General features: G+C 38.0%; 20 protein-coding genes and 1 pseudogene. 8 read left to right on the top strand and 13 right to left on the bottom strand.

The genetic code is table 11. The features are described 5' to 3' along the window. The first annotated feature begins 81 nt into the window (after nucleotides 1–81). The 6 genes from FQT24_RS07500 (at nucleotide 82) to FQT24_RS07475 (ending at nucleotide 7,682) form a co-directional block, all read left to right on the top strand. Nucleotides 82–2,346, top strand: a complete 2,265-nt coding sequence (locus FQT24_RS07500) for an SSURE domain-containing protein (RefSeq protein ID WP_143952601.1) — start codon at nucleotides 82–84, stop codon at nucleotides 2,344–2,346. A gap of 123 nt (nucleotides 2,347–2,469) precedes the next feature. Further along, entirely contained in the window at nucleotides 2,470–3,168 is a 699-nt protein-coding gene (locus FQT24_RS07495) for a response regulator transcription factor (protein WP_000520650.1), read from the top strand. Beyond that, complete coding sequence (locus FQT24_RS07490) at nucleotides 3,165–4,217, top strand: sensor histidine kinase (RefSeq protein WP_143952600.1); 1,053 nt, start codon at nucleotides 3,165–3,167, stop codon at nucleotides 4,215–4,217. The genes FQT24_RS07495 and FQT24_RS07490 overlap by 4 nt, the downstream gene beginning before the upstream one ends. Nucleotides 4,218–4,411: 194 nt before the next feature. Next, complete coding sequence (gene rpsD, locus FQT24_RS07485) at nucleotides 4,412–5,023, top strand: 30S ribosomal protein S4 (RefSeq protein ID WP_000092756.1); 612 nt, start codon at nucleotides 4,412–4,414, stop codon at nucleotides 5,021–5,023. A gap of 583 nt (nucleotides 5,024–5,606) precedes the next feature. Next, on the top strand, nucleotides 5,607–6,413 hold the full coding sequence (locus FQT24_RS07480; protein ID WP_143952599.1) for a coiled-coil domain-containing protein: 807 nt from the start codon (nucleotides 5,607–5,609) through the stop codon (nucleotides 6,411–6,413). A gap of 21 nt (nucleotides 6,414–6,434) precedes the next feature. Then, nucleotides 6,435–7,682, top strand: a complete 1,248-nt coding sequence (locus tag FQT24_RS07475) for a toxic anion resistance protein (RefSeq protein WP_143952598.1) — start codon at nucleotides 6,435–6,437, stop codon at nucleotides 7,680–7,682. A 311-nt stretch (nucleotides 7,683–7,993) separates the two neighbouring features. On the opposite strand, the gene FQT24_RS07470 is transcribed toward FQT24_RS07475, so the two are convergent. From FQT24_RS07470 to FQT24_RS07435, 8 genes are all read right to left on the bottom strand, one after another. Then, nucleotides 7,994–9,259 carry a tyrosine-type recombinase/integrase gene (locus FQT24_RS07470; RefSeq protein WP_143952597.1) on the bottom strand — a complete coding sequence of 422 codons (1,266 nt, stop codon included), beginning with the start codon at nucleotides 9,257–9,259 and terminating at the stop codon, nucleotides 7,994–7,996. A gap of 96 nt (nucleotides 9,260–9,355) precedes the next feature. Continuing rightward, a complete protein-coding gene (locus FQT24_RS07465; RefSeq protein WP_075228103.1) occupies nucleotides 9,356–9,616 on the bottom strand; it encodes a MerR family transcriptional regulator in 261 nt (86 codons plus the stop codon). A gap of 81 nt (nucleotides 9,617–9,697) precedes the next feature. Then, nucleotides 9,698–10,969, bottom strand: a complete 1,272-nt coding sequence (locus FQT24_RS07460; protein ID WP_143952596.1) for a replication protein RepA — start codon at nucleotides 10,967–10,969, stop codon at nucleotides 9,698–9,700. A 151-nt stretch (nucleotides 10,970–11,120) separates the two neighbouring features. Next, a complete protein-coding gene (locus FQT24_RS07455) occupies nucleotides 11,121–11,876 on the bottom strand; it encodes a helicase HerA domain-containing protein (protein WP_143952595.1) in 756 nt (251 codons plus the stop codon). After that, nucleotides 11,876–12,406 (bottom strand): hypothetical protein, encoded by a 531-nt coding sequence (locus FQT24_RS07450; RefSeq protein WP_143952594.1) that lies wholly within the window; start codon nucleotides 12,404–12,406, stop codon nucleotides 11,876–11,878. The genes FQT24_RS07455 and FQT24_RS07450 overlap by 1 nt, the downstream gene beginning before the upstream one ends. Before the next feature lie 6 nt (nucleotides 12,407–12,412). Continuing rightward, the gene (locus FQT24_RS07445; RefSeq protein WP_143952593.1) at nucleotides 12,413–12,844 is read right to left on the bottom strand and encodes a hypothetical protein; all 432 of its coding nucleotides are present in this window, start codon (nucleotides 12,842–12,844) and stop codon (nucleotides 12,413–12,415) included. 81 nt (nucleotides 12,845–12,925) lie between these two features. Continuing rightward, nucleotides 12,926–13,222, bottom strand: a complete 297-nt coding sequence (locus FQT24_RS07440) for a hypothetical protein (RefSeq protein ID WP_075228108.1) — start codon at nucleotides 13,220–13,222, stop codon at nucleotides 12,926–12,928. Nucleotides 13,223–13,337: 115 nt separating this feature from the next. Further along, complete coding sequence (locus FQT24_RS07435) at nucleotides 13,338–13,814, bottom strand: hypothetical protein (RefSeq protein ID WP_143952592.1); 477 nt, start codon at nucleotides 13,812–13,814, stop codon at nucleotides 13,338–13,340. 226 nt (nucleotides 13,815–14,040) lie between these two features. On the opposite strand from FQT24_RS07435, the gene FQT24_RS07430 reads away from it, so the two are divergent. Beyond that, a complete protein-coding gene (locus FQT24_RS07430) occupies nucleotides 14,041–14,994 on the top strand; it encodes a hypothetical protein (protein ID WP_143952591.1) in 954 nt (317 codons plus the stop codon). A gap of 25 nt (nucleotides 14,995–15,019) precedes the next feature. On the opposite strand, the gene FQT24_RS07425 is transcribed toward FQT24_RS07430, so the two are convergent. Next, entirely contained in the window at nucleotides 15,020–15,355 is a 336-nt protein-coding gene (locus FQT24_RS07425; protein WP_047206714.1) for a helix-turn-helix domain-containing protein, read from the bottom strand. Between the two features lie 154 nt (nucleotides 15,356–15,509). Here FQT24_RS07425 and FQT24_RS07420 point away from each other — a divergent pair, with 154 nt between their 5' ends. Beyond that, nucleotides 15,510–18,134: an SEC10/PgrA surface exclusion domain-containing protein gene (locus tag FQT24_RS07420; protein WP_143952590.1), complete on the top strand. Its 2,625-nt coding sequence runs from the start codon at nucleotides 15,510–15,512 to the stop codon at nucleotides 18,132–18,134. 280 nt (nucleotides 18,135–18,414) lie between these two features. Here the strand turns inward: FQT24_RS07420 and rpmG are convergent, their stop codons facing one another. The 4 genes and pseudogenes from rpmG to FQT24_RS11085 all read right to left on the bottom strand — a co-directional run bounded on the left by rpmG (nucleotide 18,415) and on the right by FQT24_RS11085 (nucleotide 19,698). Further along, entirely contained in the window at nucleotides 18,415–18,564 is a 150-nt protein-coding gene (gene rpmG / locus FQT24_RS07415) for a 50S ribosomal protein L33 (RefSeq protein ID WP_001265622.1), read from the bottom strand. 15 nt (nucleotides 18,565–18,579) lie between these two features. Continuing rightward, nucleotides 18,580–18,762, bottom strand: coding sequence for a 50S ribosomal protein L32 (rpmF, locus tag FQT24_RS07410; protein WP_000290417.1), 183 nt, complete (start codon nucleotides 18,760–18,762; stop codon nucleotides 18,580–18,582). A 151-nt stretch (nucleotides 18,763–18,913) separates the two neighbouring features. After that, complete coding sequence (locus FQT24_RS07405) at nucleotides 18,914–19,090, bottom strand: type II toxin-antitoxin system antitoxin (RefSeq protein ID WP_143953032.1); 177 nt, start codon at nucleotides 19,088–19,090, stop codon at nucleotides 18,914–18,916. A 25-nt stretch (nucleotides 19,091–19,115) separates the two neighbouring features. After that, a pseudogene (locus tag FQT24_RS11085) lies at nucleotides 19,116–19,698 on the bottom strand (hypothetical protein). Between the last annotated feature and the right edge of the window lie 100 nt (nucleotides 19,699–19,798).

The raw sequence follows: 19,798 nt of genomic DNA, 5'->3' as shown, positions 1-19,798 counted from the left end.
TTTAACTTTTTCTTAATCCTTTTTAATTTTAGGAGATTATACTAGAGTCATCAAATAAAGAAAAACTCTAAGGAGAATCCTATGAAATTCAATCCAAATCAAAGATATACTCGTTGGTCTATTCGTCGTCTCAGTGTCGGTGTTGCCTCAGTTGTTGTAGCCAGTGGCTTTTTTGTCCTAGTTGGTCAACCAAGTTCTGTACGTGCCGATGCGATCAATCCAACCCCTGCTCAAGTTGGGCCAGATGCTACTTCGGTGAGTGAAAAGAGTGATTTACCAGTAGGAGTTCTCAAAGAAGCAGTCGATACAGCTCTTCCTTCAGAACAGGTAGATTCAACACCTAAAGCAAGCTTGGATGCTACAAGTTCTCCAGAAAAAGTGAATGTAGCCGATAAAGACCAAGTGGTAGCGCCAAAAGAAGAAGTGCAAGCAAAATCAGAATCTAAGAAAGAAACAGAGGATGCGGTTAAACCTGCAACAAATCCTGCGCCTACAGTTTCTGGACAAGACCGTGAAGCAAATGAAGCTCAACCAGCCACCACTCCAGCTGAAGTGCAAAAAGGCGTAGCCGACAATACCAAAGACACAGTAGATGTTCCAGCTACATACTTGGACAAAGCCAACTTCCCTGGTCCATTCACAGCTGGTGTCAATCAAGTTATTCCATACGAACTTTTCGCTGGTGATGGTATGTTGACTCGTCTTATCTTGAAAGCATCCGACAAGGCTCCATGGTCAGACAACGGTTCAGCTAAAAATCCAGCCCTTCCACCAGTAGAGAAATTGGGCAAAGGCCTTTACTTCTATGAAGTAGATTTGGCAGGTACTCAAGGAAAATCTGATAAAGAGCTTCTAGACCTCTTGAAACAAAACGGTACTCAAAGCTATAAAGCTACTATCAAAGTGTACGGTGCTAAAGACGGCAAGGCAGATTTGAACAATCTTGTAGCGACTAAAGAATTGAATGTCAATTTGAATGGCTTGACCACCCCAGCTGAAGTCCAAAAAGGTGTGGCTGACAATACTAAAGACACAGTAGATGTTCCAGCTACATACTTGGACAAAGCCAACTTCCCTGGTCCATTCACAGCTGGTGTCAATCAAGTTATTCCATACGAACTTTTCGCTGGTGATGGTATGTTGACTCGTCTTATCTTGAAAGCATCCGACAAGGCTCCATGGTCAGACAACGGTTCAGCTAAAAATCCAGCCCTTCCACCAGTAGAGAAATTGGGCAAAGGCCTTTACTTCTATGAAGTAGATTTGGCAGGTACTCAAGGTAAGTCAGATAAAGAGCTTCTAGACCTCTTGAAACAAAACGGCACTCAAAGCTATAAAGCTACCATCAAAGTGTACGGTGCTAAAGACGGCAAGGCAGATTTGAACAATCTTGTAGCGACTAAAGAATTGAATGTCAATTTGAATGGCTTGACCACCCCAGCTGAAGTCCAAAAAGGTGTGGCTGACAATACTAAAGACACAGTAGATGTTCCAGCTACATACTTGGACAAAGCCAACTTCCCTGGTCCATTCACAGCTGGTGTCAATCAAGTTATTCCATACGAACTTTTCGCTGGTGATGGTATGTTAACCCGCCTTATCTTGAAAGCATCCGACAAGGCTCCATGGTCAGACAACGGTTCAGCTAAAAATCCAGCCCTTCCACCAGTAGAGAAATTGGGCAAAGGCCTTTACTTCTATGAAGTAGATTTGGCAGGTACTCAAGGTAAGTCAGATAAAGAGCTTCTAGACTTGTTAAAACAAAATGGCACTCAAAGCTATAAAGCTACCATCAAAGTGTACGGTGCTAAAGACGGCAAGGCAGACTTGAGCAACCTTGTAGCGACTAAGGATTTGACAGTAAACTTGAATGGACATCAGTCTCTTACTCCGATGCAATCAGGCTTCGTCCCATCTTCTAATGTTTCAGCTATGCCGGCTCCAATGATGAATAGTCATCAAGATGCGTCTAAGATGAACGCTCAAATGCCAAGTGACAATCAAGATGAGATGAAATCTCAAATGCCAGCTGCTAGCCAGGATAAGATGATGCCTAACAAAGAGCAGGACAAAACCATGAATGCTAGCCAGCCAATGGCAACACCAAGCATGAAACAAGACCAAACTCCAGCAGTCTCAAGCAAAGCGTCTGATGAAGGCAAGATGACATCTAATAACAAGGTGTCAAGTCCAATGATGGCTGATCAAATGAAAGAGCAAAAAGACATGCTTCCATATACTGGTGAAGCTCAAACATCAATGGCTACTATTGGATTCTTTGGACTCGCCTTGGCAGGACTATTAGGTGGCCTCGGTTTGAAAGCTAAAAAAGATGAAAATGACTAGTCTAACTACAGACTTTCTATCTAGGATTTGAAAAATCCAGATATCGTTTAGAATGTTCGTAAAGTGATTAAAATAGTGTTATACTATTGTGGTATAGCACTGTTTTTTTCAAAGGAGAGACAGATGGGAAAGACAATTTTACTCGTTGACGACGAGGTAGAAATCACAGATATTCATCAACGCTATCTGGTTCAGGCAGGTTATCAGGTTTTGGTAGCTCATGATGGAGTAGAGGCCTTGGAAATCTTCAAGCGAAAACCGATTGATTTGATTATTACAGATATCATGATGCCTCGGATGGATGGTTATGATTTGATTAGTGAAGTTCAGTATCAATCTCCAGATCAGCCTTTTCTCTTTATCACGGCTAAGACTAGCGAGCAGGACAAGATTTACGGTCTGAGCTTAGGGGCAGATGACTTTATTGCCAAGCCTTTTAGCCCTCGTGAGCTGGTTTTGCGTGTCCACAATATCTTGCGTCGGCTTCATCGTGGAGGTGAGACAGAAGTTGTTAGTCTCGGGGATTTACGGATGAATCACGGCAGCCATGAGGTCCAAGTCGGAGATGTGGCGCTTGATTTGACAGTCAAATCCTTCGAACTTCTATGGCTTTTAGCCAGCAATCCAGAGCGAGTTTTTTCTAAGACAGACCTCTATGAAAAGGTCTGGCAAGAAGACTATGTGGATGACACCAATACCTTGAATGTTCATATTCATGCTCTTCGACAGGAGTTGGCTAAACATGCTAGTGCAGAAACACCGACCATCAAAACCGTCTGGGGCTTGGGCTACAAAATTGAGAAAGCACGAGGTAGTCAATGAAATTAAAAAGTTATATTTTAGTGGGGTATATCATTTCAACACTCCTAACGATTATCGTGGTTTTTTGGGCCATCCAGCGAATGCTAATTGAAGAAAGAGAAATTTATTTCCTAGTGGGTATGACTCTCGTGGCTAGTTTTATCGGTGCTGGGATTAGTCTCTTTCTCCTATCGCCAGTCTTTACTTCATTGGGCAAACTCAAGGAACATGCCAAGCGGGTAGCGGACAAGGATTTCCCTGCAAATCTGGAGGTTCAAGGACCTGTAGAATTTCAGCAATTAGGGCAAGCTTTCAATGAAATGTCCCATGATTTGCAGGCCACCTTTGATTCCTTGGAAGAAAGCGAACGAGAAAAGGGCTTGATGATTGCTCAACTTTCGCATGATATCAAGACCCCCATCACTTCGATCCAAGCGACGGTAGAAGGGATTTTGGATGGGGTTATCAAGGAAGGAGAACAGGACCATTATCTAGCAACGATTGGGCGTCAGACGGAAAGACTCAATAAACTGGTTGAAGAGTTGAATTTTTTGACTCTAAATACAGCTAGAAATCAGATGGAAACGACCAGCAAGGACAGTATTTTTCTGGATCAGCTCTTGATTGAGTGCATGAGTGAATTTCAGTTCTTGATTGAGCAGGAGGAGCGAGATGTCCATTTGCAGGTAATCCCAGAGTCTGCCCGGATTGAAGGAGATTATGCCAAACTTTCTCGTATCTTGGTGAATCTGGTCAATAACGCTTTTAAATACTCTGCTCCAGGAACCAAGCTGGAAGTGGTGGCTAAGCTGGAAAATAACCAGCTTTCAATCAGTGTGACCGATGAGGGACAGGGGATTGCCCCAGAGGATTTGGAGAATATTTTCAAACGCCTTTATCGTGTAGAAACTTCGCGTAACATGAAAACAGGTGGTCATGGTCTTGGTCTTGCGATTGCGCGTGAATTGGCCCATCAATTGGGTGGAGAAATCACAGTTACCAGCCAATACGGCCTCGGAAGCACCTTTACCCTCCTTCTTAACCTCTCTGGTAATGAAAATAAAGCTTAAAAACCCTTTACAAATCTAGCCATTCATGGTAAAATGGATTTTGTGTGAAATATCAGCAGGAAAGCATGAAGCTCGTCAACAGGTGTCTTATGATAAGTAACCTTGGCTGTTTAGGCGAAGGGCATCTGCACGAATCAGGGCTTTCTAAGTGACTATTTCCACCGAAATATTATTTATATCAGGAGGACATTCACATGTCACGTTATACAGGACCATCTTGGAAACAAGCTCGTCGCCTTGGCCTTTCACTTACAGGTACAGGTAAAGAATTGGCACGTCGTAACTACGTACCAGGACAACACGGACCAAACAACCGTTCTAAATTGTCAGAATACGGTTTGCAATTGGCTGAAAAACAAAAACTTCGTTTCACTTACGGTGTAGGTGAAAAACAATTCCGTAACTTGTTCGTACAAGCTACAAAAATCAAAGGCGGAATCCTAGGTTTCAACTTCATGCTTCTTTTGGAACGTCGTTTGGATAACGTTGTTTACCGTCTTGGTCTTGCGACTACTCGTCGTCAAGCTCGTCAATTCGTAAACCACGGTCACATCCTTGTTGACGGAAAACGCGTTGATATCCCATCATACCGCGTAACTCCAGGTCAAGTGATCTCAGTTCGTGAAAAATCATTGAAAGTCCCAGCTATCCTTGAAGCGGTAGAAGCTACTCTTGGACGTCCAGCATTCGTATCATTCGACGCTGAAAAATTGGAAGGTTCATTGACTCGCTTGCCAGAACGCGACGAAATCAACCCAGAAATCAACGAAGCACTTGTCGTTGAATTCTACAACAAAATGCTTTAATTTTAAGATATATCTTACAGAAAGCCTACAACAGTGGGCTTTTTGCTTTGTCTTAAAATGTTGATCTCTGGGTTTGTTTAGAGATTTGCTAGTAAGGTTATTGGTGTATCTAGGTCTATCTATTCCAAGAATGACGCGATATTGATGATATAATATTTTAGCCTCCTCAGTTTAATGAAGGGAGGTGTTATGTATGCTAGAGTTACTTTCCCTTTTTCTAGCTCCGTTACTTGTTAACGTACTATCTGAGCTTTTCAAGCTATGGATAAAGAGACGTAGCACCCTTTTAGAGGGTAGCAAAAAACCCCATCGGTGGCACGGTGGGGTTTTTTAGTTATATATGCTAGAAGCATTATTTTCCCTTTATGCTTTCATTCTAACACAACCCCTCCGATATTTCAAGCTTTTGTTTTGATATTCATCAGAGTGTGTTTGTGGTTTGAGTCCGCTTCACTGAAATTAGCACACGCGCTACCAAGTTCCATTCTACAGCAAAGAAATCAACTCTTTTCTAGGGGATTTCCGCCCTCATTTTTGTCTTTTGTGCTAAAATAGACTTATAAATTGAAAATAAGGAATGTTTATGAAATCAGGTAATGGTTTTTGGAAAGGCTGTCTCTATTTTTGGGGCTTCTTGTTCTTATTGGGCCTTTTGGTTCAATATGCTCTCCCACTTGCGGCTTGTGTCCTGCTAGGCTATGGTGGTTATCGTCTCTATAAACGTTGGCGCTATCCTCTTTTACAGGATGCTTCGCTCGACGATCGGATTGAGCTTTTAAAAGCTCGAATTCGTCAGGCGGACAAAGATATTCAGCAGTTAGAGAGAATCTTGGTAGAAAAAGGTTCAGAGTCCTATAAGAGTCTGGCCAATCAAGTATTAATCGAACTGCGGGAAATCCATCAGGAGGCGGATCGTCTCAAGTCCTATATCGATGATGATGTCTATAATCGTATTGATAAAAAGGTTCGTACAGTAAGGGCAACTATTGATGTTCAGCTAGAACGTTTGGATAGGGAAAGTCAGGTGGATCTTGAAAATGCGGAGCCAGAGGAATTAGCTCCAGAATTGTCCCAGACCTTGGCTAATATTGCTATTGATCATCAGGCTATTTTAGACAAGATTGCTACCTCGGCTGAGGGTGATAAGGAAGAATTGACTGCCATTCATAGTTTGAAGATGGAGAAGTTCCAAACGATTTTAGAAGGCTATCTAAAGATTAAGGCCAATCCTAAAAACTATAATCGGGCAGAAGAACGCTTAGAGCAAGCTAAAGCAGCTATCGAACAATTTGACCTTGAACTGGACCAGGTGTTGAGAGAACTCAATGAAACAGATATGCGTGATTTTGATATCAGTCTGCGTATCCTAGAAAAAGATCGCAAAGAATAGGTTAGAAATAAAGGAGTAACCATGACAGAATTTAATTTTGATATTGACCAGATTGCCAATAATACGGTAGCTAAGGTGGATATAACAACCCAAATCATCGAGACCAATACTGGCTCAGACAAGACCTTGACCTTCCTTGAAAAGTTGAGCCCTGAGCAGCAAGAAGGAATCAAGGCGCGCGTGCCTCAGTTAGTAGACCAGTTTGTCACCAATCAAAATGCCCTTTTGGATTTTGGACAATCTGCTGTAGAAGGTGTGAACAATACAGTAAATCGTATCTTGTCAGAACAAAAGAAACTACAAATTCCCCAAGTAGATGATCTTCTCAAGAATACCAACCGTGAGTTGCAAGGCTTTGTCGTCAAATACAAGAACGCTGAAATTGCTGAGTTAGAAGAAAAGCCAAACTTTTTGCAACGCTTGTTTAACAAGAGCAAGAATACCCTACAAGAATTTTACTTTGACTCAAAAACAGTGGAGCAAAAGCTCGATGGTATGGCTGCCGCAGTGGTCAAGCAAGAAGATGTCTTAGCTCGAAATATCGTCTCTGCTGAGATGTTGATTGAGGACAATACCAAGTCTATTGAAAATCTAGTGGGAGTGATTTCCTTTATCGAAGCCAGCCAGACAGAAGCTGGTAATCGCGCTGCCGAACTGAAAGCCCAAGTTGACCAACTCGATACAAGTACGGTAGAATACCAAACCAAATCACAAGAATTGGCCCGCATGGCAGAAGTGGTTAATACCCTCGAACAACAACATACTGAGTATGTCAGCCGTCTCTATGTTGCCTGGGCAACAACACCTCAGATGCGTAATCTTGTGAAGGTGTCATCTGATATGCGCCAAAAATTGGGCATGCTTCGTCGCAATACTATTCCAACAATGAAGCTTTCGATTGCCCAACTTGGTATTTTGCAACAATCAATGAAATCGGGTGTCGTGGCAGATGCTATTGTCAATGCCAACAATGCTGCCCTTCAGATGCTAGCTGAAACCAGCAAGGAAGTGATTCCTCAGATGGAGAGAATTGCCCAAAGCCCGACAGTTGCTGTCGAATCGGTTACCAAACTGGCTGAAAGTCTGGTCGCTCAAAACCAAGGTATCGTCGCTGCTATTGAGTTGGGACGTCAGAAACGTGCCCAACTAGAAACAACCATCGTCAAGTCCGCAGAAATGATCAACGATTCTGTCAAACTACGCGATGAGAAAATCGTCCAAGCTCTTCTAGACCAAGGAAAGGCCGCTCAGAAAGAAGTTCAAGAATAGCACACAAGTCCCCTGTAATGTAGATTTGCAGGGGATTTTGTATTCTTCTATATATTGGAGCCTCTAATTTATTTCACAAAAAATGTAGTCATTCGAATGATTTTTATTGCAATGTACTGAAATTAACCAAAAGAAAAAAACGCTTGGGACAGCGTTTTTCTTCTGTATTGATTCGTATTGAATGCTTACTTAACTTCTGTAAGGAATACTTAAAATCTATTTTAGTTGTGATAAACCCTATTAAATCAATGTTTATAAGCTATTGATTTGGATAAAACTGTCAGAGGTTGCCAAAAAGGTTGCCATGAATTTTATGAGGTTAGCTCCGCAATTTTATTTAGATAAATATCTACCGCTTGTGTTTGATTTTTAGGGGCAAGCTCGGCATATATGTCCATAGTAGTTTTGATAGACTTATGTCCCATGCGAACCTGTAACTCTTTCCAATTCATACCAGCATTTAACATCATAGAAGCGTGTGTATGACGGAATAAGTGAAAACCATAGTCAGGTAGATCAACTTCCTGTAATCGTCTTTTGAGTGTAGCACGTTCATTCCTATCGCACATATAGTTTCCGTAAATTGTTGGGAAAATCAACTTGCTTTTTGAAAGACCGTTCTTCTTGAAATAAAGATTCATTTCATCATGGAAGTTTTGAAGTTGCTCAATAATTTGGTACGGAACAGCTATTTTTCTATTGCCCGAATCAGTTTTAGGAGTATTTTTACAAACAACCTTTCCTTTTAATCCTAACTTAGGGTTTGCATTTTTCCATACAAGAGTTTTAGTGACTAATATTTCAGAACTTTCAAAATCAAGGTCATATATAGTCAAAGCTAATAGCTCATTGATTCTCATTCCTGAAGCAAGTAGACTGTCGCAGATAACTTTAAATCGCCGATTAGCCCTAGTATTAGGTAAAGTATCGACGAAATTTAGCCAGATAGTTAAATCTTCATCATGAAGAACCATAATGCGTTTTTGATTGCTTTTTGGTTTTGGTGGAATCTTGATAGATTGAACAGGATTATATTTGAGTTCAAAATGTGTTATGCCAAAATTAAAAATTTCCCTTAATTTATGGGCGATTGCTCCAAAATCTTTTGCGCTTCCTTTTTTAGCTCGTTTATTACCGGCATCGACAGATTCTTTAGATTTTTGGGCAAGCTCGTTAATCCATTTTTGTATATCGGAAGAAGTGATTTTATCTGGTTGATAGTGTCCGAATTTGGGGAGGATATAGGTGTCTAGATAGTTCCTCACTCGGTTTAGAGTGTTATCTGAGCTGACCCAAGTTTCGTAGTTGGAGAACCACATTTCAGCTAGATCTGACAAGGTAGCAATGCTAAAAATTTCTTTCCTTGTTGAACCATTTTCTTCCCAATCAATTTTAGCTTGAATAATTTTACGATCTAAGGATCGTAGGGTTTTAGCTGTTACAGTTGTTTTTACAGGTTTTCCAGTCTTTATATCTAAGCCTAGATAGACGCTCTTTACTGAATAACTAATCTCGCCATTATCCTTTACTTTCTTGAGGACGGTTTTGCCTTTATGGGTGATTTTTTCTATATTCATAGTTGCTCTCCTCAATCAATCGAAGAATTGAAAAAAGCTAAAATAGATAGTATCTCACTTTCTTTTTTGATACTTCTATTCTAGCACATTTCACTTTTAGTTGTGGCTTAAAAACTCTAAAACAGTATCAATATGATAGTAAACGGTTCTAGTACCCTCAATAGGTGGTTCTAAACGTTTTAGACCTCTATTTTCCCATGACTTTAATGTGTTAGGGGAAATACTGAGCAAATCTAAAATCTCTTTTTGTGTGTAGATGCATGAACTTCTTTTTTCGCTGTTCAAATTCTTTAGCATTTCAATGATAGTGTGAAGCAGGAGTTCTATTTGCTTCATTTCATGGTAATCTTGTGACATACTATTCTCTCTTTCTTTGCAACAATAATCGAAATATGGCATAATGGTAGTAGAGATTAGCCTTGGCTTATCTCGGAATACTTATTTGCTATTACTTTCTGATTTGGATGGTTTGGAAGTAGTAGCATTTTTTCTTCGATTATTGCTTGGGTTCATAGAACTGTGAAATGCATCCTTTTCGAAGTCATAGTTTAATACACTTGGATTAAACTTATCGAATAGGTATGCAAATTTTTCAATTTGTTCCTTGCTGTATCTATCGAACTCTTCAGGTGTAAATGTAATGGTTTTATACTTGAAGCTACCATCATTTTCTTTGGTTTTAAAATGAAAGATAACCTCAGTAAGTCTCCGTTGTAACTGTTTATAGCTATCAACTTCTCGTTGACCCTCTGCTACCATTAAGTCATAAGCTTGTTTTGGAGTGAAAATTGATGTGATGTGGATTTCATTCCAAAGAGCGATTGTATTTGTGTAACGGGCGTGTAGCTGAATAGGGTAAACATCTGTCACCTTAAGAAATTCTTTGTATGGCATGCCCTTGAATTCATCCATAAAAAGTATAGATTCAGCGCAATATAAGTCAAGCCCACCATTATCAAAGTCAGTCCAGATATATACATTATCCCGACCATGCTTTTTCTTTAAATCAACTTGCGTGTGCGATTTTCCATCTCCAGACTCTCCCACATGCCAGTATACTGCCATTTCTTTTTCGTCTGGAGTATGAGAAAGTCGATACTGAAAGAAGTGTTCACGAATCATTTTAGAGTATTTACGGAACTCAAAGTTACTCCCCATAATTTCTTCAGGAGTAGCTCCGTTCTCTATTTGTTTCTGAATGTAATCAAATTCACTTCGGTGACCTTGATTTCCAGCTCTAAGCTCACCGTGAATCTTCATAGGTACTACAATAGTATGTGCCTTTTCTTCATGCTCTCCGCTTTTTTCAAGGTAAGCAATGACTTGCTCTCTGGTTCCACGGGTAACTTCTATATGTATAGTGGGATAGAGTTTTTGAAGAGCCGAGAATCGGAAAGCTTGTTTATCTTCAAGTACCATGTGACAATGATGAGTTCCATTGTCACCGATTTCATAGTTAACGGCGCAGACAACGTTTTCATTTCGTGCAATCCACCGTTCCATTAAGAAATAGACAATTTCCTCGGGGTTGAGAGGTTCATCGGTATCTGGAAGGGACTTGCGAAACTCTTGAATTCTTTTTTTAGTTTTTTCATTGTATGTATCGCTATCAAAAAAATCTGATTTCTTATCGAACAACTTATCAACGTTGTTCAGAACACAACAGAAACTACGAGCGCGAAAATCTGATGAAACTTTATAATTTGTCATGAATCTTCTCCTTTGTCACTTTCTTATTGTGACAATTTTATATCCAATTATACTAGTTATAGTAATGTTTTAGTTAGTTTGTCATGTTGTCATGAAGTTCGGGGTAATACTAGCCCGAACTTAGCCAGCTAAAGCTGGCGAGGCTGTAAGCTTATCCTTCGCCTGAGGGGCTACGGGCAACAGTCTCCTCGCTTTTTGGTATTCCTCGATCTAGTAAGCCAGTTATTAAATATGTTGCTTTATCTATATCTTTAATAGTATAGGTTCTAGCTTCAATAACGAATGAACCATCAAACTGAATATTAACTTCGCCTTGGGATTTATTGCGATTAACCTCGTCATCAGGGAACAGCATCTGTTTAGCTTGGGGACTTAATCTTCCAATTGAAATTTTAGAGGAAAAATTTTCCCTTCCACCAGGAGGAAACAAGGAGGAATCCCCTCTTTGACAGACACATATAATGTGATAATTGATCTGTCTTGATAATCGTAACAAATTCCCCATTTTCTGTAAAAACTCCTCTTTGTCAGCTTTTTTGGGAATGCTTTCAACTGTACTTTGATATTCTTCAAATATCAAAAAGAAAGGAGGATATTTTTGGTTAGGATTAAGTCTACGATTTTCAAAAATGCTATAAGCTTGCCGAAAACCATCGTAAACGGAATCACCAAGATACACATTATCTAATTGTCTCCACTGCCAATAGTCTATTCCTTGTTTGTAATCAAGTATCATAATAGAAGCATCATCTGAATGAATTTTTAATATACTTAGTATATATTTAATGAAGTAAGATTTCCCGCTATTTGTTGGTGCGGAAATGAGGAGATGTGGAAAGCGAGTGCAGTTCCATTCAATAGGTTCGTTGCTACTTTCTTTTCTCAGTATATCCAATTTAAGTGTCATCAAATTTCTCCTTCGTCATCGTAGAGGGGTTTAGCCTGACTGTGCTTAAGACGATTTAAATCTTCTTTAGAGATTAGATTAATCTTGAGTTTTAAATAAGGTTCTTCCTCTACCATGTTAAACATAACATCAAGGTTATCATTGTAACTACGTACCGTTTGACGTAGCTCCATTTTCCAATCATCAAAGTCTTGTTGAACTGGCATTTTTGATAACCAGAGATAGAAATCTTGTCTCTCTCGTTGTATCCCATTTGGAAAATGAATTGTGTTCAGATATATGCTGAGCTTTGAAGCTTGATGTATAAGCTCAGCATGAAAATCTGAATAATAGTTTTGTTCTTCCTGAGAGTCAATAAATAACTTTAACAAATGTTGAATTTGCAAGTTTGTGTTTTTGATAGCTTTCGGAAGTAGCTCTTTACTAGGCAATGTATAGATAAGAATAATCATATTAACAAATACAAACCCTGAGTATAGTATTGAAAATATGGATATTAAGTAGAGTACTGACTGTAAAATGTAAATCATTAAAGTTTATCTCCTGTTAAATGCTTCGTTATACTCTAACGTAATATTCAAACGTAACTTATCATCTGTCCACGATTCAAAATCGTAGTAAATTATCATCCCATACGGGTAGCTATTTGTTGTATATGAAACCATATCATATAGTTTTTGAGCATGCTGTTGTTGAGCTGTTGTGATAAAAGGGTTTTCTCTGTGTTTTAATAGCAGAGAGTCTTTTTTTACAGCATAACTAGGAACAAGTGCTTGTAAGTCTAGATATCCTCTGCTCTCATAAGATATATATTCAAACTTACTCACTAGATTCAAACGATCTTCTAGACTTAAGTTAACTAGTTGATCGCTCCCCAGTATTCCTAGCAACTTTTCACACTCTTTGACACATCGATCAAAAGTAATCGAAGGATTTTGTCTGATTGCTTTTTCAAAAATTGTCTTCATTTTTAAACTCTCCTTGTAATTTTTTTTGTCAGCACGAAGAAAATTAAGCAGTTGGTGCTCTAGCTCTTTTTAGAATCATACTTATTCCTCTATCGTTGCTTTCTCAGCTTTAATAGATAACGCTGCTCTATTATTAGATAGATAAGCTGAAAATGTTACACGTTGTAATCTTAAATTGATTTTTTCATCTAGATACGGAGTGTATTCTGAAACTGTCGAGTTGTTAACTTTTATGATTCTAGTAATATATTTTCCAGAATCATTTCGAAAACCAACATCCAGTTTTACGTTTCCAGTTGCCTGTTTTGTTTCAAAGTCTATTTCTTGACTCAAACCTAGCAAATTTACAGTTATAAGAACTTCTTCACATAAAAGCATTTTTTTATTCCTTTCGCCACAATCTTTACATATTACTACTGTGTGGGACTTGTTCAGCAATAATAATCACTACAGAGTATTAGGTTATTTTACATTGGAATCACCACCTTTATAATCATTTTATATTTTTTTTAGATTGAAAACTCGCCAATTTCATAAGATTTTTGAGAAATTTATTATAAGGTTTTACTAATTCACAACTATTATCCCAAAAGAAATAATTATAAGCTTCTATATATCTTCTTTGAAAATGGTTATTTGTAAAAATTTGAAGAACAAATTCTTTATTAATTGTATGTAGAGAAAAAATTCTTTGTAGGGTTCGGCTACTGATAGTTGGATAACCATATTCATTTTCAGGTATTCCAAGATCAGTACGATATTTTCTAAATTCCTCAGAATTATCATACTGCATTAATACATCATAGAATGCATAGTTTTTTGGAGGCTTCCTGGTATAAAATTTACTATAGTATTGAAAAGTGAACCAGATACAAGTTATTTTTGCAAGATAATCAAAATCTTCATTTTTTATTTTCGCGGGAATAACTTTAGGGTTACAACCTATTTCTTTAAATCTTTGTAAATCCATTCTTTTAACCTCTTTATTGCAAGTTTTAGATCGCTGTATGGAACTTATTTCAGAAGCATTGATAATAACATTCTAGAATTAATTTTATTACAAACAACGATCTTTTTTTGATTATGTTGCTATTATACATGTTAAAAAAATCACAATATTTTGTATTTCCCCCTCATCCCAATAGCTTTTTTTGGTATAATTAATTTATAGTAGTGTATTGGGGAGGGGAATTGATATGCAAAATAATATTTCATGTTTTGAAGTTTTAATAGAATTGTATGAAGAAAACAAAGCATTACAAAATGAACTAAGAATTATAGTACATGATATTGAGATTTTAAAACAATATATTTACTATTGGAAAAGTTATAAGTTGTTAAGAGATATAAGAGAAGCATTTATACCTAGGAACTTTTCAAGCTCTAATAAAAGAGGTTTTGTAGAAGATTACTGTGGAGAGGGTAAAAAACCGGATTGGAAAGTTTTTTCAGTTAAGGGAACTACAAAATTTGTAATTTCTTTACTTTTTCAAAAAATTAAAGTTGAGTCAGAAACTATAACTGATATGTTAGAGGGGACAGTAGATGATTTTTTTGAAGACAAACAATCGGAATTAAGTGAACTATATTTGACTCAGCAAGATCAAGGTTTAATTCGTAGTTGTCTAGCTTTTGCTAATGAATACAAAGCAATAAAAGGTAAAAATACTAGATATAGTATATTTGAGCTCTCTAGTGAGCAACTAGACGATATGAAGTCTTTTTTGCTAAAATTTCTTATGTATTCACAGGATGAAATCGATTTTGATATTGATTATTCAACTCTTGAACAATATCTGAATAAGGCTAATTTTTTAAATATATTAGAAGAATTAACTGTTAGTTTAATTGATTCTAAAAATAGTAGTGAAGAACAAACCAATATTTGGCAAATTATGCTTTTCCTTGCTAAACTACGTATAGCAGTTACAGATTCGGGACCTTTACAACCGAGGGAAATCACTAAAGATAAGGGTAGAAATAATTTTTTAGAATTTTCAACAAAAATGACTCTTAATGAATTAAAATTTGAAACTGAAAAACTACAAAAGGAACTAGAATTATTGTTCGCTCCGCTATTAGATAGTCGTTTTATTCGTAGTAGTTTATATGAGTTCTTTTTTGAATGTCAAGGGAATTTAACAAAATAAAAAGCCAAGTTCAAAAATACTTGGCTTAATTTATTTGTTTTAATATATCTCGGAGAGCTTTTATAGTAGGTTCTCTTTTTTCTGTTGGTAGGTTTCTAATATCTTCAATGAGTTGTGAAAATTCTCCGCTTTGATTTTGATTTTCAATATTAAAAAAAGTATTCATATCAACTTCAAGCGCTTGTATGATTTTTTCAATAGTCTCAAGCTTAACGTTTAACTGTTTATTCTCTAATCTATAGATATAGTTGAATCCCAGATCAGCCTTTTCTGCTAGATATTCTTGTGTCATCCCGCTTTTCAGTCTTAGAAGTCTGATTTGTTTTGCAACAAATTCTCTTAAATTTATTTTTTCAGTCATGATAGTACCTCATAACTATCATACAAGTTTATCCCATTGAATAAATCGCTGTCAAAAGACTGAAATTATAACAAAAATAATATTTAAAAGACTGTAAAATATGGTATAATATTATTCATAAAACAGTCTTTTAAGACATAAAGGAGTTTATACGATGGAATCAAACACTCAAGGTCACGGAACCATCAAGAAATTGCGCACAGGTGCTGTCGTTTCTACTTTAGCACTTACAGCTTTTGGGGTATCTACTGGGGTATCAGCTAGCGAAACGGAAGTAGCCGTTAACGAACCTGCAACTAGGGTAGTTGCTCAGGACGAGGTTGTCCCTAAAGTTCCTAGTCAATCGGACGTAGATAAGGCTAAGGCTGAATCGGACAAGGCTAGTCAGGATGTAGCTAAGCAAAAAGAAGTTGTTGCATCTACTGAAGCAAACATTGCTAATGCTGAAAAGACTATCGCTGAAACTACTAAGAAAGTAGAAGAAGCTAAGTCTGTTACACCTGAAAAGGTAGCTGAGGCTAAGGCTGACGCTGAAAAGAAAGCTAATGAGCTTGCTACGGCTGAAAAGACTGTAGCTGATGCTGATAAGTCTGTATCTGCAACTGCTGAAAAGGTTGAAGACCGAACTAAGGTAGTATCTAATGCTGAGAAAACTGCCACAGCTACGGCTAACAAGGTAGCTGATGCTCAGAAGAAAGTAGATTCTCTTTCATCTACTACTGATGTTGCGCCACTTGAAAAAGAGGTAGTTACGCTTACTAACCAAGTCAGTGCTGACACTCAGGCAGTAGCGACTGCTCAGACTAACCTTGATAATGGTAAAAAAGCTCAATCTAACAAAGACCAAGCTATCAAAGACGCCCAAACTGGGGTATCTAGCGCTGAAACTAAACTTTCTCAAGCTACTACAGCCCTTGCTAATGCTAAAGCTGACCAAGTCAACAAAGACCAAGCTATTGCTACAGCTAAAGCTGACCTAGACCGTGCTAAAGAAGAGCTAGCAGGTACTGGTGAAGACGTTAAGAACACTATCACTGTAAGTCCAGAGTATATTTCTCTATTAAAAGAGTACTTTGAAAAAGGCAGACCTGCTGAACTAGGTAAGAAACTGACTAAATTGGGGTATAAGGAGTTAGAGAAGTTAGGTGAGGTAGAGTACTACAATGGTGATTTAGTATCTTTCACTATTCCTTTCAATGGCTCTGAACGTGATAAGAAACGTGTTGTAGATATTTACAATCTAGATTTTGAAACTCGTAAAGAACTTTCACTTTATGCAGCAGACTTGTTCAATCAGGTACGCAAACAGTTTGGTACTGCGCCTGCTAAGGTAACAGCAGACTCAATTAAGATGGCTGACGAAATCGCCAAGGCATCTAACGGTACTCAAGGGCATAACCGTGATGTTATGCGTTCTGTTGGCGAAGACAATAAGACTGCTGTGTCTGAGTTAATCCATAATGTCTCAGTTACTATACCAGTAAATACTGTCTATGATTTAAAACAGCAGGTTCTTGGGGGTATCTACGGTATGCTTTACTGGGATGGTCACGCTAAGTGGGGGCATGCTAAAGGGGTATCTGATGTTTCAACTAACAAATTTTTATCTCACTTGCAATACATTGGGGTTTCAGTAGGTAAGGCTGACGGAATCACTAAGATCCATTTTGATGGTACTAGTGACAATGTAATTGATTCTGACTCTAAGTTTGATAAGACTGAAATTGTTTCAGATAAGGCTGAAATCGTAGCTAATTTGCGCAATAAGGTAGCAAATTCTGAAAAAGCCTACAACAACGCAGTTAAAGCCTCTCAAGAAGCTAAATCAACTGTAGCAACTGCCCAAACTGATTACACCAACGCAGAAACAGCTCTTGCTAATGCTCGTACTAACTTATCTAACGTAGTCGGTAACAAGATTGATGTTCCAGCTCTTGAAAAGGCTCTTGCTGATGCCGAATCTAAACTAGCACAAGACACTAAAGCTTTGCAAACTGCTAAGGAGTCACTTGCTCTAGCTAAATCAAATGCTACTGACAAAGCTAAGGCTCTTGCTGAAGCTAAGTCAGCTCTTGAGACTGCTAAGGCTGAACAATCAAACGCAGACAAGGCTCTTACAACTGCCAAGGGTGAATTGGAAGTCCTTACTAAGGCTCATGATGTAGCAGTCTTGGCTCGTAAGTCAGCTGGTCAAGACCTATTCCGTAAACGTGAAGCATCTAAAGAGGCTACTGATACTTATACAGTACTAGAACTTGCCCTTACTAAACGTAATGAAGTCCTCAAGACTTTGGAAGCAGGGCTTACTGATGCTAAATCTAAGCTTGGTGTACTTCGTGCTGAGTTGGAGACTGCTAAGGACGAGTTGGCTCGTCTAGAGGGTATCGCTGAAGCTAAGGCTCGTGTCCATGCTAACTTGAAAGACCTCAAAGACCGTTATGAAACTGAACAAGCAGAAAAACGTCGCTTGGAAGAGCTTTCTCGTAAAGCAGATGCAATCCGTAAAGCAGGTGGTCAACCAAAAGAAGTCACTAACGCTGACGGTAAAGTAGTTGACATCGTAGATGCTAAGGCGCAAAACAGACCTGTTAGTGTTGCCACAGTGGGAACTAAAGACGATAAAACATATCAAGCTCCTGCAAAAGCTACAAATGTAAAAGCAGAACCTAAGAAACAACTTCCAAATACAGGAACTAAGGGATCTATGCTAGGATTATTAGGCTTGGGGTTACTAGCAGGTTTAGGATTAGGGTATACCAAAAAGAACTTAAGAAAGTAAAAATAAAAAATCTTCTTACTTATTGTAGGAAGATTTTTTTTGGATTCCTAAAATTTATTGAAAAGACTGCGCTATTCCAACAATTTTTAGGAATGAAAAAAGTCCTAGAAAATTCTTAGGACTTTACATTCTTCGATTGTTGACTTTCTTTTTTATTTCAAAAAAGGTTGCCAAAAAGGTTGCCATAGAACTGATTCCAAATGATTTGTAATGAAATTCAATATTTTAAAAATCGCATGAAATCAATGTTTTTCAGTATGTACTGAAATGTAATGAAACCTTATTTAACCTCTGTAAACACAACGTGTTTGCGAAGTTTTGGTGAGTATTTCTTCAATTGAAGACGGTCTGGAGTGTTACGTTTGTTTTTAGAAGTAAGGTACAAGCGTTCACCAGATTCTTTGTGTTCAAGTGTAATATTTACGCGCATGGTATCTCCCTTCTATTATTCAGCTGATGCAGCTTTAGCGATTTTACGTCCTTTGTAGTATCCTTTAAGTGATACACGGTGAGAACGTGAGTAATCTCCAGTAGTTTCGTCAAAGTTTACAGATGGAGCTGTTACTTTGTAGTGTGTACGACGTTTGTTTTTCTTCGCTTTTGAAGTGCGACGTGCAGGTACTGCCATTTTGATTTCTCCTTTAGGTATTTATATTCGATTCAATCTACTGATTTTCATCAACCATATTAGAATAACACATTTTTTTTGTAAAGTAAAGTTACTTGACAAAAAAAGATGAAAAAATTCTCCTGTCAGACCTAGCAGACAGGAGAAGGTGTTAAATATCAATCTCAAATGGTTCGTCAATGGTTTCTGATACGTATTTTCCGTCTTTCTTCCGTTGTTTGACACATTCTGTAAGGAGATATTCGATTTGCCCATTGACTGAACGAAAGTCATCTTCTGCCCATGAGGCGAGTGCAACGTATAACTTTGTTGAGAGTCGAAGGGGGATCTGCTTTTTTTAGCTTCAACCATCTTTAGTAAAGACTTCCTGTGTTGACAATTGGTTGTGCATCATGATTGTCACAGAGGACGACTAGGAGATTGGAAACCATAGCAGCTTTTCGTTCTTCGTCAAGCTCTACCAATTCCCCTTCATTGATCCGTTCTGGTGCCATTTCAACCATTCCTACAGCACCATCTACAATCATCTTACGGGCATCAATAATGGAAGTAATTTCTGGAGCATAAGCTAGGTAAGTGATACGTGCTTCAAGGATTTCCTAAGCAGTCATTGTCATTTGATGATTTAGCTCCTAAAAAAGGAGATTTTGTGCTAACATCACCACTTTGTCCAAGTCGAGTGTGGTTTGCAGGGTTGACTGCTACGCTGAAGGGATTGACAAAGTAAAAGCCAGGTTCTTTGATGGTACCTGTATAGTTACCAAAGAGTGTCAGAACCATAGCCTCCTGAGGTTTGACAACTTTTAAACCAGCATGAGTTAGCGCTGCAATTACGATTAGTAAAGGTCCGATAATAATTCCAAAAATGTTTTCCGAACCAACACCCATTATAAATATAAAGATACCAAGTACGATTGTCAACTCAATGAGAATCAATGCTAATACACCATTTGGTTATGAATTGATTAGTTTTTCAGTCATAAGAATGACCTCTGTTATTTGATATCTAAATGATATCATTTTGTTTTTAAAAATT

Source organism: Streptococcus mitis, from assembly GCF_901542415.1.
In the GTDB taxonomy this organism is placed as follows: domain Bacteria; phylum Bacillota; class Bacilli; order Lactobacillales; family Streptococcaceae; genus Streptococcus; species Streptococcus mitis_BL.
Note: the sequence above shows the minus strand (reverse complement) of the source record. Positions and strands in the feature narration are given on the sequence as shown.